14 protein-coding genes and 1 pseudogene are annotated in these 16318 nt (G+C 40.6%); 6 read left to right on the plus strand and 9 right to left on the minus strand.

Annotation, left to right across the window (positions count from 1 at the left end; genetic code table 11):
- Window positions 1–189: 189 nt before the first annotated feature.
- Both AC0T5Z_RS04195 and AC0T5Z_RS04200 read right to left on the minus strand, forming a co-directional pair.
- Window positions 190–384, minus strand: a pseudogene (locus AC0T5Z_RS04195) (hypothetical protein).
- Between the two features lie 332 nt (window positions 385–716).
- On the minus strand, window positions 717–1334 hold the full coding sequence (locus tag AC0T5Z_RS04200; protein ID WP_435337509.1) for a rhomboid family intramembrane serine protease: 618 nt from the start codon (window positions 1332–1334) through the stop codon (window positions 717–719).
- Window positions 1335–1491: 157 nt separating this feature from the next.
- Here AC0T5Z_RS04200 and nfuA point away from each other — a divergent pair, with 157 nt between their 5' ends.
- A complete protein-coding gene (gene nfuA, locus AC0T5Z_RS04205; RefSeq protein ID WP_291333463.1) occupies window positions 1492–2130 on the plus strand; it encodes a Fe-S biogenesis protein NfuA in 639 nt (212 codons plus the stop codon).
- Window positions 2131–2203: 73 nt separating this feature from the next.
- Here nfuA and AC0T5Z_RS04210 read toward each other — a convergent pair whose 3' ends face one another.
- Both AC0T5Z_RS04210 and AC0T5Z_RS04215 read right to left on the minus strand, forming a co-directional pair.
- Window positions 2204–3217: a hypothetical protein gene (locus AC0T5Z_RS04210; RefSeq protein WP_435337508.1), complete on the minus strand. Its 1014-nt coding sequence runs from the start codon at window positions 3215–3217 to the stop codon at window positions 2204–2206.
- A gap of 18 nt (window positions 3218–3235) precedes the next feature.
- Window positions 3236–4297 (minus strand): alpha/beta fold hydrolase, encoded by a 1062-nt coding sequence (locus tag AC0T5Z_RS04215; RefSeq protein ID WP_435337507.1) that lies wholly within the window; start codon window positions 4295–4297, stop codon window positions 3236–3238.
- A gap of 298 nt (window positions 4298–4595) precedes the next feature.
- Here AC0T5Z_RS04215 and AC0T5Z_RS04220 point away from each other — a divergent pair, with 298 nt between their 5' ends.
- Window positions 4596–5210: a carbonic anhydrase gene (locus tag AC0T5Z_RS04220; protein ID WP_291333469.1), complete on the plus strand. Its 615-nt coding sequence runs from the start codon at window positions 4596–4598 to the stop codon at window positions 5208–5210.
- A 39-nt stretch (window positions 5211–5249) separates the two neighbouring features.
- Here the strand turns inward: AC0T5Z_RS04220 and AC0T5Z_RS04225 are convergent, their stop codons facing one another.
- On the minus strand, window positions 5250–5879 hold the full coding sequence (locus tag AC0T5Z_RS04225) for an arylesterase (RefSeq protein WP_435337506.1): 630 nt from the start codon (window positions 5877–5879) through the stop codon (window positions 5250–5252).
- 12 nt (window positions 5880–5891) lie between these two features.
- Between AC0T5Z_RS04225 and AC0T5Z_RS04230 the strand changes: the two genes are divergently transcribed.
- Window positions 5892–6641, plus strand: a complete 750-nt coding sequence (locus AC0T5Z_RS04230; RefSeq protein ID WP_435337505.1) for an ABC transporter ATP-binding protein — start codon at window positions 5892–5894, stop codon at window positions 6639–6641.
- 1 nt (window position 6642) lies between these two features.
- Window positions 6643–9138, plus strand: coding sequence for an ABC transporter permease (locus tag AC0T5Z_RS04235; RefSeq protein ID WP_435337504.1), 2496 nt, complete (start codon window positions 6643–6645; stop codon window positions 9136–9138).
- 37 nt (window positions 9139–9175) lie between these two features.
- Here AC0T5Z_RS04235 and AC0T5Z_RS04240 read toward each other — a convergent pair whose 3' ends face one another.
- The gene (locus AC0T5Z_RS04240) at window positions 9176–9997 is read right to left on the minus strand and encodes a rhomboid family intramembrane serine protease (protein ID WP_435337503.1); all 822 of its coding nucleotides are present in this window, start codon (window positions 9995–9997) and stop codon (window positions 9176–9178) included.
- Window positions 9998–10073: 76 nt separating this feature from the next.
- Between AC0T5Z_RS04240 and mtgA the strand changes: the two genes are divergently transcribed.
- Both mtgA and ppk1 read left to right on the plus strand, forming a co-directional pair.
- On the plus strand, window positions 10074–10748 hold the full coding sequence (gene mtgA / locus AC0T5Z_RS04245; RefSeq protein ID WP_236162156.1) for a monofunctional biosynthetic peptidoglycan transglycosylase: 675 nt from the start codon (window positions 10074–10076) through the stop codon (window positions 10746–10748).
- Between the two features lie 131 nt (window positions 10749–10879).
- Window positions 10880–12961, plus strand: coding sequence for a polyphosphate kinase 1 (gene ppk1, locus AC0T5Z_RS04250; RefSeq protein WP_435337502.1), 2082 nt, complete (start codon window positions 10880–10882; stop codon window positions 12959–12961).
- 109 nt (window positions 12962–13070) lie between these two features.
- Here ppk1 and AC0T5Z_RS04255 read toward each other — a convergent pair whose 3' ends face one another.
- From AC0T5Z_RS04255 to oxyR, 3 genes are all read right to left on the minus strand, one after another.
- On the minus strand, window positions 13071–13706 hold the full coding sequence (locus AC0T5Z_RS04255; RefSeq protein ID WP_291333491.1) for a LuxR C-terminal-related transcriptional regulator: 636 nt from the start codon (window positions 13704–13706) through the stop codon (window positions 13071–13073).
- 225 nt (window positions 13707–13931) lie between these two features.
- Complete coding sequence (locus AC0T5Z_RS04260; protein WP_153566563.1) at window positions 13932–14906, minus strand: IS110 family transposase; 975 nt, start codon at window positions 14904–14906, stop codon at window positions 13932–13934.
- Window positions 14907–15402: 496 nt separating this feature from the next.
- Window positions 15403–16314, minus strand: a complete 912-nt coding sequence (oxyR, locus tag AC0T5Z_RS04265; RefSeq protein WP_435337818.1) for a LysR family transcriptional regulator OxyR — start codon at window positions 16312–16314, stop codon at window positions 15403–15405.
- Window positions 16315–16318: the final 4 nt, after the last annotated feature.

Consider the following 16318-nt stretch of genomic DNA (forward strand, 5'->3'; position numbering starts at 1 on the left):
GCGATATGGGCTAGCAAAAACTACCAAAATTGAGTGAAATTTGAATAAAAAACCTTCACGAAGTGTAAAGGTTTTTAATGTGAATGAGATGTTGTTGGGATTTAAAGGTTAGTGTTTAAATGTCTAGGTTCGAATCATAAATGAGTCTGATGCTGTATCAACAATGTTATATTCACTCAGAGCAACAGCTTAACAACGTCCTTTTTTCGCCTGACCGGGTGGACAAAAATCACCATCACCATGCGGATGTTGGTGTGGCTAATAGCCTTTCGGATAGATCGTACGGTCAGGATCAATCAGCATACTGCCTTCAGGGGTATGTACGGCACAGGCGCTTAATCCTAAACTAAGTAAAAAGGCGCTTAGAAGTGCAAATTTTTTCATGGCTGACTCCTGATTGCTTGATAGTTTTAGTCTTTATATTTTTAGTATAAGTGCTTGCTGAGTAACAGCATGTTATTTGTTGTGTGTTTTATCGTGTGTCACAAAGTTGATATATTGGATTATTCAGATACTTTCATCAAGCAAAAAAAACTCATTCCAAGTTCTTAAAGTGAAGATTGAAAAAGCGCATTTACCAAAGAAATACTGAGGATGAGAGGCAATAAATGATTGTTTAAGCGGATTTATAAAAGCGGTCTGTTGAAGGATTTGAAAATACTTAAAAGTAGTAACGACTTAGTTGTATATGTACTAAGTCGTTATAGTTTGAAAAGTTAAAACGGCAGTTGCGCCAATTTATTCAGGAAGTGAGGCAAGATGCGTGGTTCAATTAAAATAGTCACAATCACACCATACGCCGCACCCGATAAATGCGCACTATGATTAATATTGGAATTACCGCGTTTACCCGACCAAATGCTATACGCCACATACAGCACTGCAAAAATAATAGCAGGCACAGGAATAAAGAACACAAAAATCAGCTTCCATGGCTCAAACAAAATATAGGCAAACAACACTGCAGATACAGCGCCAGATGCGCCTAAGCTAGCCCAACGATGGTCATTTTTATGCTTTAGATAACTTGGAATAATCGCGGCAATCAAACCACTTAAATAGAATAAAACGAAGCCTAAATCATAGACGTATTGGCGATAAAAACTTTCAATGATGCTGCCAAAGAAAAACAGGGTAATCATATTGAACAGCAAATGCGCACCATCGGCATGCACAAATCCATGGGTAATAAAGCGGTCATATTGTCCGCGTTGCATCGCAGGCGGCCAAAAGATCAGGCGATTCATTAACTCTTGTTTGGAAAATGCCAACATAGACACAATGACCGTAATAATGATGATGGTCACGGTATGATTAAAAGGTAAATCGAGCATAAACGCCTATTCTTTTACTTGAACTCTGCTGTAATAATGCATCAAAACTGAGTTTGAGTCGAACTTTAGGAATAAATCCGACAATTTTGGTTGATTTTTTTTTATTCCCCCGCATCTTCAGTTAAAATAGCCACTTCAGCTTGAGGAAATTATTGTTATGTCGACTGAGAACAGCAGCACAGCAGTTGTAGATGAAATTCCAAACTTATTGATTACGCCAACTGCTCAAGAGTATTTGAAGGATTTATTGGCAAAGCAAAATACACCAGGTATTGGTGTGCGTGTTTTTGTAGAAAATCCTGGTACACCGCGTGCTGAATGTTGCATGGCTTATAGTGCGCCCGATGAAGTTGTACCTACAGACTACAAACAGGAATATCCAGACTTTCCTGCATTTATTGATACGCCGTCTATTCCATATTTATTGGATGCCGTAATTGATTACAACAAAGACCGTTTTGGTGGTCAATTGACCTTCCGTGCGCCTAACTCAAAAGTGCCGCGCGTAGGTCCAGACGCTTCAATAGAAGAACGCATTACTTATGTTTTACAGTCTGAAATTAATCCAGGTTTAGCAGGGCATGGCGGTAACTGTGCTTTGGTTGAAGTGGTGGAAGATGAACAACATGGCTTAACTGCAGTATTGAAATTTGGTGGCGGTTGTCAGGGCTGTTCAGCGATTGATGTAACTTTAAAGCAAGGTGTTGAAACGACCTTGAAACAACACGTACCTGAATTGATGCGTGTGGTGGATCAGACTGACCACAGCCAATCCGAAGGTGCTTATTTTAAATAAGTTCGTAAGTCTAGTTAAAAATAACCTCCTAAATTTTAGGAGGTTATTTTTTATCTGAAATCGCCAGTAGACTCTAATTATTCGTGTGTAAATTTAAAATTTGTTGTGCTGCTTCAGAATAATAAAATTTCTCTAAATAATGGCGTGCACGTTGTTTTAAATAGCCTTCAGCAATCATTTTTTGAATGACTGGATTTAACAGTTGTTGTAATTGTTGCTGGACTAGAGCTTCATCAATATTTAAGTCGTGCAATAACAAGTCAAAAGGTCGAGCTTGATTGCGTACATACCAAGCATACACACCATCAAGCACTTGCTGTTTCAAATAGTCACTTTGGCGTAAATGATCCCAAATTTCGTGTCCTAAATTGACAGTTAGGGATAGGTCTTGCACTTCAATATAGTTTTTTAAAACCGAAAGCGGTAAGTCTTTAATTTTGTGCCATAAATTGGCTTGGAAGTGATACAGTTTTTCATCATCAAAATGTTGATTGAGCACTGACTCGCTCATTTGAGTCAGCTTCTGTACATTTTTTTGTAAATAATGCTGAATGGCATGGTCTAAATTGCTATCGGTAACGCTTTCCAAAACCGATTTACCCATTTTCATAAAACGTGATACACCAGGCACGCTTTTGGCAATGACCGAATTATCCATATAATCTTGAATGGAATGTTGAATGAGTTGGGTAATCATGGCGGCAAAGGCAGGATTATTCACCACACTTTTAATTAAACGCTGACGATGTCCACTTTTACTTGCAACATATTGTGCAATTTTGTCGATGGTCAGCACAGGTATCACATCGGCAATTTGACTACTGTCATTAACAGGGTGTACCAGTGCAAAACGAATATGCTCGGCAATTTGTTGCACTAAAAATGAACTGGCAGGCGTATTTAAAATTTGTTGTTGAATCAGTTGATGAATGGCTTCCGATGTCCATAGATCTTGTAAGCTTTGTTTGCGAAACCATTGGTAAAACTGCATAAACTCAGTTTGTACCGTTTCATTTTGGTTAAATTCTTGATCTAAGAAATCAAGCTGAGCGTCAATCAGTTGCTCAATGATGGGATGTTTCTGCATTCAGGTTTTATATAATAATTAATTGAGAGGAATCAGTTTATCAGCAAGTGGGTTTTTTAGGTTCTGTGTTTTAGACAGAAACGGCAAATAATATTGTGCGACTTGTTTTTCGGCTTCTAATAAAGGCATGTGTCCAACATTATTGAGAATCACGGGTGTTTCGGCGCGTTTGAGTAAAGATTGTAATTCCTTCGCCACTTCAACATTAATAATGCGATCTTGTTTACCCCACAAAATTAGGGTTGGTGCTTCAATTGACCCTGCTAAACGCGCAAATGAGTCAGGCGTATAAATGCGGTTGAGTTTGACAATTTGCTCAATTGCTTTACGGGTTTGTTCCGAGCGTGAAATTAGGACTTCTTCTTGCGCATGTTGAATTTGTGAGGTGATAGCAGGCGGGTTTTGCATGATTTGTTTAGCAATGTTGGCTAAATCACCATGTTTGCTCACAATTAAGTCATTTAAAGATAAAGGATTTTTGGTATAAGGCGTATTGGCGAGTTTATAAATTCCTGCACTATTGAGTAAAAATAAACTTTGCGTATCAAAAGGGTATTGCGAGGCATATACTGTTGCAATTGAGCCGCCTAAAGAATGTCCTGCCACGTGTAAGTTTTCTTCACAGCCAATTGCTTCAATAAACTGACGCAGTTGTGAGGTTACATTGGGTACTGAATTATCAAAATTGCTTGGGGTTTTGGTGTCACCGCTATTGGGTAAATCTGGAATAATCACATGATAATGCGGTGTTAAAAATTGCGCGACACGGTTCCAATTATCACGTGTGCCTGCCAAACCATGAATCAATAAAATTGTGGGTTTGCTGTGCGAGCCACCTTCGTTATAGCTCCAGACAACATCTCCAACACGAATGCTTTTAGAACTGAGTCCTGCCAGTTTGCGCTGTTGCTGAAAGTGATTTTGTAATAGTTTAAGTTCAGTCGCGTTGCTGCTATTGGTGTTATTGTTTTTTGTGAAGGTATATTGATTAGGCGCAGCACTTTGCACAAGGCAAGAAGTACTTAGTCCCAAAGCTAATATAGTCGTATGTAGATAACGTGATCGAATAAATTTCAACATGAAAACGTCTTTCCCTGACAAACCCAAAACAGGCTCGAATAATGATCGGCATTAGCTCTTAGGTCTAATTGCACAAGTGTATTCTGTCTATTGTAGGCGTTTAAAAATGAAAGTCATCCCTTGCTTTTTTGATCAAAGCTTTGAAATTGGAAGAAAATGTGACATATCTCTATAAAAAGTGAAATATTTATAACAAAAATGAATAGAAAAAAGCGCGGCTACATATTTTTTTGCAAGTGACATTCATAAAGACTGGCTTTAGAATATTGCAACTTCAAAGATCGGTGGTGAATCAAGAATGCTAACAGCTCAAGAAACTTTAGAACGTCTTAAACAAGGAAACCAACGTTTTGTTTCTGGTGATACCAAACATCCGAAGCAATTGTCGCACCAACAGCGTGCAGAAATGGCAGAAGATCAAAATCCATTTGCCATTATTTTAGGATGTTCAGATTCACGTGTCCCTGCAGAAATGGTATTTGACCAAGGATTGGGTGATCTTTTTGTAATTCGTGTTGCGGGCAACGTGGTTGCGCCATCACAGGTGGGTAGTGTTGAGTTTGCGGCAGAGCGTTATGATTGTGCTGTTGTTGTTGTCTTAGGTCATAGTCATTGTGGCGCAATTCAAGCGACAATTGATACTCTAATGTGCCCAGACTGCCCGCCATCGGCAAATTTAATGTCGATTGTGAACCGTGTTCGACCTTCTGTTGAAACTTTAATGCAGACTGAACTAAAAAATGATTTGGCGAAATTGTCTAAGCATGCAGTGCGTTCCAATGTGTTTGCATCGGTAAATCAATTGCGTCATGGTTCAGCGGTTTTAGAAAACCTGATTGAACAAGGTCAGTTGAAAGTGGTCGGTGCAGAATATTCACTTGAAACAGGTGAAGTGTTTTTTTTTGATTTTTAATCCGAACCGCACAGCAATTAGATTTTCCTCAAAGGCGCTTTATAAAGCGCCTTTGATATATGGATAGGCATTATTGAGCAAAATAGGCTGAGCTTTGGCATTTGGGTGAATTAAATCTTTTTGCATCAATTGCTTATTGCCTGCAATACCTTCCATAAAAAACGGCAGCAATTTGACTTTATATTGCTGACTCACCACTTTATAGTTATTTTCAAATGCTTTGCTATACGCCGAGCCGTAATTGGGTGGCATTTTCATCCCAAAAATCACCACTTTCGCTTTGGCTTTCTGGCTATGCTGAATCAGGTTCGCTAAATTTTTTTGAATCATTTGTGGTGGTTGTCCACGCAAGCCATCATTCCCGCCTAACTCAATGACTACAACGTCTGGGCGATGGGTCTGCAGTAATTTAGGCAGACGCGCCAAAGCGCCGCTGGTGGTTTCGCCACTGACACTTGCATTGACCACTTTATGCTGTTTCGGATACTGTTGATCTAAACGTTTTTGCAATAAATGAACCCAACCTTGTTGTGGTTGTATGCCGTAACCGGCACTCAAGCTGTCGCCTACAATCATAATGGTTTTTGCAGATACAACGAATGGGCTGAACCATAGTCCAAGCAGCAACACACGCGGGAAGACACGATTAGTTAGATTGCGATTTTGCATAATGGGAAACGTATGACTCAAAACACTAAAGAATCTAATATCATGCCACAAACGATTATTTCTGCCCAAAATTTGACACAAAAGATACAACTTGCACAAAAACAATTGACCATTTTTGAGAATTTAAACCTCAATATTCAGGCAGGCGAACAAGTTGCTATTACAGGTCGTTCGGGTTCAGGAAAATCGACCTTATTGGGTATTTTGGCAACATTAGATCAGGCCAGTAGTGGAAAATTACTGGTTTGTGGCGAGTCGATTGCAGAATTAAATGAAGAACAACGTGCAGAAGTTCGTTTAAAGCATATTGGTTTTGTGTTTCAGTCATTTCAGTTATTGCCGCATTTGACGGCACTGGAAAATGTGATGTTGCCACTACGTTTGCAGGAAAAATTTAAATATGCAGAGGCAGAACAAAAAGCGCTGAATTTGCTGAAACGTGTCGGTTTAGAGCGTCAGGCACAGCAAACGCCGAAAGTGCTTTCGGGAGGCGAACAACAACGTGTCGCCATTGCACGTGCTTTAATTCGTGAACCTAAAATTATTTTTGCCGATGAGCCGACAGGAAATTTGGATGGTGAAACTGCAACTGAAATTGAGCAACTGTTATTTGAGCTGAACCGCGAGTTGGGCACAACTTTGGTATTGGTCACGCATGATCCGAAATTAGCGGGACAATGTCAGCGCCACTACGCCTTAATTAATGGGCAATTGGTTGAGCAAGTTGCAGCAAAGCCAACCGCTGCCATAACAGGAGGATGAAATGAACGCATTATTTCATCCACTACTAAAGCAGAGCTTTAAAAGCAGTGGTATCTATTTACTGATTATTGCACTGACTTTAGCGATTAGTGCGACCACGGCCTTAAAGTTTAGCAATGAACAAATTCAAAATGCGGTGGCGTTGCAAGCGGCGGAAATGCTGGCGGCCGATTTAGTCCTGAGTGACAATGAACCCATTGCACAAGACTGGCAGGATCAGGCGACTGCACATCAATTACAACAATCGCATGTGACTGTATTTAGTTCGATGGCACATACACAAGACCAATTTGTAATGGTGAATGTCAAAGCGATTGAACACAATTTCCCATTACGTGGTGAGTTACGCGTGAGTCCTGCAGCGGACAAGATTCAATCTGGTGAAATTTGGCTCAGCCAACGTGCCATGGATTTGCTTCACGTTAAACTTGGTGAAACGGTGAATATTGCCGATGCGGCATTTACCGTGACTGCCAAAATTGAACATGATTCCAATCAAGAACTCGGTTTTTCAGGTTTTTCGCCGACAGTGATTATTTCACAGGCCGATGTAGCACGTACCAAAGCCATTCAAGTGGGTAGCCGTATAGATTATCGTTTGTTGTTGGCAGGCAACGCCAAAGATACGCAAAATTTTGAGCAATACTTTAAAACACATACACCACAGCCTGCACAGGCGCAGCAGACGGCTACGGCTAGCTCTGAACAAAACTTTGAACAACAAAGCAGTTTAAGACTACGTAATGCCAGTGAAGGCAATACGCGCTTAATGCGCCCAATTGCCAATTTAGATACCTTTTTACAGTTGGCTAACATCCTGACCATTTTACTGTGCGGAATTGCGATTGGTTTGACCAGTCAGCGCTATGTGCAACAAAATCAGGATCATATCGCCTTATTACGTTGTATTGGTGCGAGTAAACGCCAAATTTTGGCAGCTTATTTGGCGTTGCTGACCTTGGTTTTGTTCGTCGCTATGGGCATTGGCAGTATTTTGGGTGTGACCTTGGGCTATGCATTGTTGCAAATCATGCTGCAACTGATTCCGCACTTGGACATTCAATTTTCAGCCATAGCAATGCTGCTTGGACCATTACCAATCGCCATGCTGACCAGTGCTGTGGTGTTGTTGGGTTTTGTACTGCCTAATTTATTGCAACTGCTGAATACCGCACCGATCCGAGTGATTCGCCAACAAGACAAAAATATGCGCGCTTGGTGGTGGATGTTGCTTACAGGGACGCTAAGTCTGATTGTGTTTTGTGTGGTCTTGACCGAAAGTTTAGTGCTCAGTACATGGGTGATTACCGCGATTATTGCGCTGTGTGTGTTGCTGTATGGGGTGGTGTGGAGTTTATTAAAATTATTACGCCATTTTAAAGGCAGGCTCGCAGCGTATATTCGTGCGCCTGCTGTCACGGCCTTTCAAATTACCGCATTGGCTTTAGGATTAAGTTTGATTACTGTACTTGCAGTGTTGCGTACGGACTTGTTAGATCGTTGGCAACAACAATTGCCCGAAGGAACACCCAATCAGTTCGTTTACGGCTTACCACCGTTTGATATGCCTGAATTTCAACAACAACTCGCGCAGCAGCAGTGGCATAGTACGCCACTTTATCCAAATATACGTGGGCGTTTGGTCGCTAAAAATGACCAACCTTTTGCCGACGCCCTGATTCAGCAGAGCAACACATTAAGACGCGAACTCAACCTGACTCAGTCGGATCGTTATCCTGCCGATAATATCATTGTGAATGGGCAAGCCAATTTTAGTGCAGTGGGGCAAGTCTCAGTAGAAGCAGATACGGCTGCCGAGTTGGACATTAAAATTGGAGATCGACTCAGTTTTAGTCTGCCAGAAGGCATACTTGAAGCCGAAGTGATTAATCTGCGTACAGTGGAATGGGAAAGTTTTAGTCCGAATTTTTTCTTTATTTTTTCACCGCACACCATGGATGAAAATGCAGGCAGTTATTTGGGTAGTTTCTATGTGCCTGAGGCAGATAAACCGAAATTGATTCAATTGATTCAGCAATTTGCCAATACAGTATTTATTGATGTCAGCCTAATTTTGGGGGAAATTAAACGTATTGTGAATGTGTTAGTGCAGATCATTACCATTTTAGCCATTTTGGTGAGTGTGTCTGGGTTGCTGGTTTTGGTCGCGTGTTTAAACTTGTTGATGGATGAGCGCAAACGCGAAGTGGCATTGCTGCGTTCTTTTGGCAGTTCTAAACAAAAACTCAAACGTATGTTGAGTCTAGAAATTGGTTTTATGGGGTTTATTGCAGGAATTGTGGCGTGTTTATTTGCCGAAGTGATTAGTGCTGTTGCCAGTTACCGCATGGATTTAATGCTGCAACCGCATTGGGAAATCTGGCTGATTTTGCCTGTATTTATGACCGTATTGTGTGCCTTGATTGGTCGTTATCGTTTAAGTTATTTGTGCGATATTCCACCACTGCAAAGTTTGAGGGAGATGAATCAGTCCTGATTCATCTCTTATTTGCCATTTCAGATTGCAATGTTGCTTATGTTGAACCTAAGCTGCGCTGCATCATGCTAAGCAACTCTTGCCAAAGTGGTTGAAGCGGGTCAATCAATTGTTGGCAATACCAATAAAAGACAGCACAACCCAGTGGTGCAAGGAGCATCGCAAAACCGTTCACTAAGTTGCTGTGTTTACTGCGTTGTCCAATGTACCAAATGAGTGTCATGGCTGCGCCCATGAGCATGCCACCAATATGTGCAGCGTTATTAATGCCACTGATCATAAAGCCCATGCCTAAATTCAGTGCCATCACTATCACTAAGGTTTTGCCATCCAACAGAAATTTTTGGCGCGGCAATTGGGGCAATAACGCCAATACCGTCAGTGCAGCCCCAAGTCCCATCACTGCACCCGATGCACCTGCACCCACGCTAGGCAACAGCTTCGGATTGACCACACCTTGCTCGAGTAGGGTATAGCTGTCCTGTATGCTGACATAGCCACTGAGTAGGCTGCCCATTAAACCTGCACAAACATATAACACTATAAAATAAGCACGCCCAAACAACTGTTCACTGACGCTACCAAAAATATACAATGCCCACATATTTAACATTAAATGTACTAAACCGAAATGAAAAAACATGCTGCTGAACAGGCGAATGGGTTCCGCCAAAAAGGTTAAAGGTGCATAATCAGCACCCCAGTGTATTGCATCTTGCGGGCTAGGATTGCTAATGTTCATGCCGTTGAGCACTTGCCATGCAAACAAAGCCACATTTATTGCAATCAGGGCTGCGGTAATCCACCACAGGTGAATTTCAACTTGATGGTTGCGCAGGTTTGGGGGATGTTGGGACATATATTTGAATATTGTGTCGTAGTGATCAATCTAAGCTTAACACGAAAAAATAACGCTTCAGGAGCCATGCACCAAGATGAAAGCTTTTTTTATACGAACTTTGTTAATTCTTGTCAGTGTGGTGCTTTTGGTTCAATTGTGGATTTTTAGCAGCTTGGTGTGGTGGCGTACGCAGCCTGTGCAATCGACTATGATGATGCGTTTGGATTATTGGGCTGAACCGAGCAAGCCTATTCAACATCAATGGCGTGACTATGACCAACTCAGTGACAACTTAAAACGCGCTGTAGTGACTGCTGAAGATGGCAAATTTATGCAGCATCATGGCTTTGACTGGGAGGGCATCCAAACCGCTTTAGAACGTAACAAAGATGAAGGCAAAGTTGTTGCAGGTGGTTCCACAATTTCTCAGCAGCTTGTCAAGAATTTGTTTTTATACAATAAGCGCTCTTTTTTGCGTAAAGGGCAAGAAGTTGTGGCAACATGGATGATGGAACGCATGTGGTCAAAGCAGCGTATTTTAGAGGTCTATCTTAACTCGGTAGAATTTGGCGATAATATTTATGGTGCCGAAGCTGCGGCACAGCATTATTTTGGTAAAAGTGCAAAAAGTTTAAGCCGTGACCAAGCTATTTTTTTGGCTGCGATATTAACTAATCCCAAATATTTTCAAGAACACCGTAATGCGGGGGCATTAAAAGCCCGTAAACAGATGGTGCAGCGTTATATGCGTTATGCGGAAATTCCTTAAATTGAGGGAAAACAAACTATAAATGTCAAAACATCCGCAAAGCCTAATTTTTTAGGCTTTTTTTATGAAAATGTCACAAAATTGAAGCATACTTGTAGCAGTGCCAAACATTTTAAAAAGCATAGGTGGGTATGAATACGGCAATAGGCGCGACTCCTGCGCAACCAGAATATACATATAATGATCGCTACATTAACCGCGAACTGTCTATTTTAGATTTCCATTTGCGCGTGCTTGAGCAAGCTGTAGATCCGTTGCATCCTTTGTTGGAACGCATGAACTTCCTGCTGATTTTTTCACGTAATTTGGATGAGTTTTTTGAAATTCGTGTTGCGGGCATGATGGAACAATTGGACTTGGGCAATGAAAGCCGAAGTCCAGATGGTTTAACGCCTAAACAGGTGTTAGATCAAATTTCTAAAACAGCACATGCTGCCATTGAACGCCAGTACCGTATTTTGAATCAGGAAATTTTGCCAAAATTACGTGAAGAAGACATTTGTTTCTTACGTCGCGGTGAATTAACTCCTGCACAATCAGCATGGGTGAAAAAATATTTCCAAGAACAAGTTACCCCTGTATTAACTCCAATTAGCCTAGACCCTGCACATCCATTCCCACGCTTGGTCAATAAAAGTCTGAACTTTATTGTGACTTTGGAAGGTAAAGATGCTTTTGGTCGTCAAATTGATTTGGCGGTTGTTCCAGCACCACGTTCTTTACCACGCGTAGTCCGTTTGCCCGATGAACTTACAGGCGGTAAAGAACACCACGTCATGCTTTCCGCAATTATTCACGAGCATGTGTCAGACTTGTTCCCAGGGATGACCGCAACAGGTTGTTATCAATTCCGTGTGACCCGTAATGCAGATTTGGCGTTAAATGAAGATGTAGAAGATTTGGCTAAAGCCCTAAAAGGCGAATTAAACTCACGCCGTTTTGGTCGTGCGGTTCGTTTGGAAGTCACGCAGAACTGCCCAAAAGCCATTTATCATTATTTGTTAGATGAGTTTGATCTTGAAGAAGAACAACTTTATAAAGTAGATGGCCCGGTGAACTTGGCACGTTTATTGTCTAATTTTAAACGTCCGCATTTACGTTATGATTCACATACACCAGCCATTCCAAAGGTTTTAAAAAAGTCTGAAAATATTTTTTCAGCAATGCAAAAACAAGACATTTTACTGCATCATCCGTTTGAATCTTTTGCACCTGTGATTAATTTGCTGCGTGAAGCTGCACGCGATCCACAAGTCTTGGCGATTAAACAAACTTTGTATCGCAGTGGCGCAGATTCTGAAATTGTGCAAGTGCTTGCAGAAGCTGCACGAAACGGTAAAGAAGTAACTGCGGTGATTGAACTGCGCGCACGTTTTGATGAAGAATCCAACATTGCTGTGGCTAACGTGTTGCAAGAAGCGGGTGCTGTAGTTGTGTACGGTATTGTGGGTTACAAAACCCACGCCAAAATGATTTTGGTGGTGCGCCGTGAAAATAATAAATTAGTGCGTTATGTGCATTTAGGCACAGGTAACTATCACGCTGGCAATGCGCGTATTTACACCGATTATGGTTTACTGACCACAGATAAAGAGCTGTGTGAAGATGTGCATCGTATTTTCCAAGAGTTGACAGGCATGGGGAAAATGGCAAAACTGAAAAAGTTATTGCATGCGCCATTTACCCTGCACGCGCAGTTGGTCAATTATATTGATGAAGAAATTGCCAATGCCAAAGCAGGCAAGCCAGCGCAAATTATTGTGAAAGTGAATGCACTGACTGAAATGCAATTGATCAATAAATTGTATGAGGCTTCTCAGGCAGGTGTGCAAATTGATCTTATTATCCGTTCAATTTGCTGTTTGCGTCCGGGCTTGCCAGGTTTATCGGAAAATATTCGTGTGCGTTCGATAGTCGGGCGTTTCCTTGAGCATACCCGTGTCTATTATTTCTCTAATAATGGTAATCCACGTATTTATTGTTCAAGTGCAGACTGGATGGATCGTAATTTGTTTAACCGCGTTGAAGCGTGTTTCCCAATTGAAGATCCGGCCTTGAAAAAACGTATTTATGAGCAGGGCTTATTGACCTATATGCAAGACAATCAACAGGCATGGCTGTTGCAGGGTGATGGAACTTGGGTGCGTGTAAAAGCGGCTGATGGTGAAGAACCACACAATGCGCAGCGAATCCTTACTGATAGTATTGTTTAGTTTAAAACATTTATAGCAGGAAAAAGAGCGATGCCATACATCGCTCTTTTTTCGTCTCTAATATTTATTAAATACTTATATCTTTGATTTATCTTTTATATTGATCAATTTAAGAAAAACAGCGCATCGCATCATCTGCATTCATAATTTTACGATAAATACTTTTTACATAACCATGCACCAGTTGTTCGGATGCATTTAGGTTGGCTGCTACTTGTTGTGAGGGCAAACCTTGCCCTGAAAGCGACAATATTTCATGTTCAGTTTTAGACAGTGCCAAAGAATGACCCTGAGCGACAATGGATTGTTCGCAGGCTAAGATTTCATTGGCTAAGTTGCCATCTAGCGGTGAGCCACCACGTAAAATAGTACGAATCTGGTTTTGCATGCCTGTAGCAGTTTGGTCGCTAAAGACATAGGCTGAAATGCCTAAATGAATGGCTTGTAGCAATTGTTTTGGCATACTTGATGGCAACACCGCCACAATTAAGGTGTCTCTACGGAAAAGTTTAAGATTTTGAATAAAATCAATCTGTGCTTTGAACCAAGACTGTAAATTGATAAATACCAAATTAGGTAGATGTTGCTGCACCATCGATACTGCATTCGCGAGAGATGAGCTGCATAGCAGAACCTCTTTCGGGTAGCCAAAATTTTGTAAAATGTAGCTTAAATTTTGTGATGCTTCTAGCTGATCATCAATCAGTAGAACGGGCACAGGTAAAATTAGATCTCTGTGTATCATAACAATTACTCCTGTGCTGTTTTATAAATATTTTTGTTAAATAGATTGTGCGTGATATTGCTGTAACTGAATATCCTTAGATGTAGTAGACTTCTTGCGTTAGTCAAAATTTAAACAGCCTAAAGCTACATTGAATAAGGTTTTAGCCAGTTCAAAAATAAAGTAAACGATACTTTCGCAAGAGATACCGTCTGAAACGTCAAGCAAATTATCGAAAATTCATGCTCAATAATCTGCTTGATAAGGCTGTTGGTGTTTGAGTACACCATAACAAAGATGAACCAACTTTCTCATTGCAGCTCCAATCGCCATCATTTTGGTTTTACCATTAGCTAATAATCTTTCATTCATCCCTTTAATATGAGGATTATGCCGAGTTGCGACAATGGCTGCCATATATAAACCGGCACGTATTTTGGAAGAGCCCGCTTTGGATAAATGGCTTCTGCCATGAATGGAGCTACCTGACTGCTTTTGAGTGGGCACCAAGCCAACAAAGGCGGCCGCTTGACTAGCTCTTTCAAAAGTATGACTGCGCAAGAAACTGAGCATTAATAAACTAGTTCGATCTGCAATGGCTGGAATACTGCTGAGCAGTTCTTTATCATTTTTTAAATCAGGATTCTGATCAATGTGATCATCAATTTGTTGGTCGATACCCTGAATATGTTGGTTTAACTGTTCAATACTCTTGTGGAGAGACTGAAGTACAGGTTCCATCGTGAAGGTAGACTCTGCTTTTTCCAAACGATTCTTTTCACGTTGTAAATCTTCACAAAGAACAGCTCTTCTATCCAGTAAAGCATTCAGCAATTGAATATGTTTGGGTAAAGGTTGCCAAAAATGTAGATTGGCAGTCATCGCAAATCGAGCTAGAACCTCACTATCTACCTTGTCTGTTTTATTCAGCTTAGACATACTCTGAGCAAAATATCGAGCTCTGGCAGGATTGGTTACAGAGACTTGATAGCCTTCATCAAATAAATATTTAGCCAAGAGTTCATGATAAATAGATGTTGCTTCCATTAAGATAATGGTCTGCGTAGAAGTTGCAGCATGCTGGTTTAGCCAGATTTGAAGTTGCTCAAAACCTTTTGGTGTATTTGAAAAAGTTTTGGTTTTCTTTTTATTTGCAGAATTTTCTAAAATTAAACAGCAATCAATTTTAGCTTTAGCAACATCAATACCAAGATAAAACATAATCTTTACCTGCTTTAATTATTCAATTATTGTTTTAGCATAACCACCGTCTTTTCTTGTGAATGCAGCATCAAAGTGCTTAGTTACCGTCCAGAGTTGTGCAAGTGGTTAGGGTAAATTGTAGGTTTTATCTCTTGCACAGACTAAAAGTCTTAGGTCTATTACAAACTCTACAATTTGCATATAGTGGAAGCTAATCACTACAACCTCCAAGATACAAGGTCTAGTGATATTTATATAAAAAGGGTAAATATAAGTAATTGTTGCTAGTTATTTTTTTGAAATGTATTGGAAATGTGAGTCATGTAACTTGATACTGATCTTTGGTTTAGTGGTAAGAATGAAATGTTAAATTTGTGCTGAATTGCGCATTTTAAAACTTATTTATATTTATAAATCACTTAAACATATTGAACTGCAAAAATATTAGGAGTTTTTGAACGAAAAATAAAAAAGGAGCCATGTTGGCTCCTTAATGGGATGTTGGATCGTGTGTCTAAATTTTGACTGCGTTTTGAGTGATTTTTTGTAAAATCCGCAGCAAAACATCAAATTCACTTTGTAGTGGTGTACTTTTACGTGTCACCAAAGCCAAAGTTCGGCTTGGTGCAGCCTCAATACTTTTGATCTGTAAATCTGGATTCGATTTGATCAAGGCATTATGAATTGCAATTTCAGGCAATAGGGTAAAGCCTAAATTTGCAGACACCATTTCAACCAAGGTCGGCAAAGAGCTGGCTTTTAAACGTTGATCGTTTTTACGTTCCCCAATTGGGCAGGCACTTAAAGTGTGGTCGCGTAAGCAATGACCTTCTTCAAGCAGCATTAAACGCGATAAATCCAAATCATCTAAAGAGTTGGCCTGCGCCGATTTTTGATCACCTTTGTGATAAACCAAGAACAAATCTTCTTTAGAAATTTCTGCGACTTTCAAACCACGCGTATCGAATGGCAGGGCTAAGACCACCATATCTAAATTGCCGTGTTCCAATTTTTCGACAATTTTTTCACTTTGCGCTTCGTGTAAATGCAATTGAATTTTAGGTAGCTGCTTATGCACTTCATTTAACAGTTGCGCCAAAATAAATGGGGCAATGGTTGGAATCACGCCTAAATGTAAATCACCTGTGAGAGGCTCACTCATTTCACGGCTTAAACGCATTAAATCCTGTGCATCTGCTAACAGAACACGGGCGCGTGCTACGACTTGTTCACCCAATGGGGTTAAACGTACATTCTGTCGATCACGTTCTACCAGTACACCGCCAAGCAGGCGCTCTAGTTCCATGATCCCGCCAGACAAAGTCGACTGAGTTACAAAAGAACGGCGAGCCGCTTCTGTAAAATGTAACGTTTCAGACAGTGTAACGAGGTATGACAGCTGTCTTAAAGATGGTAATGCAGCCATAGTG

Source organism: Acinetobacter pengchengensis, from assembly GCF_982235305.1.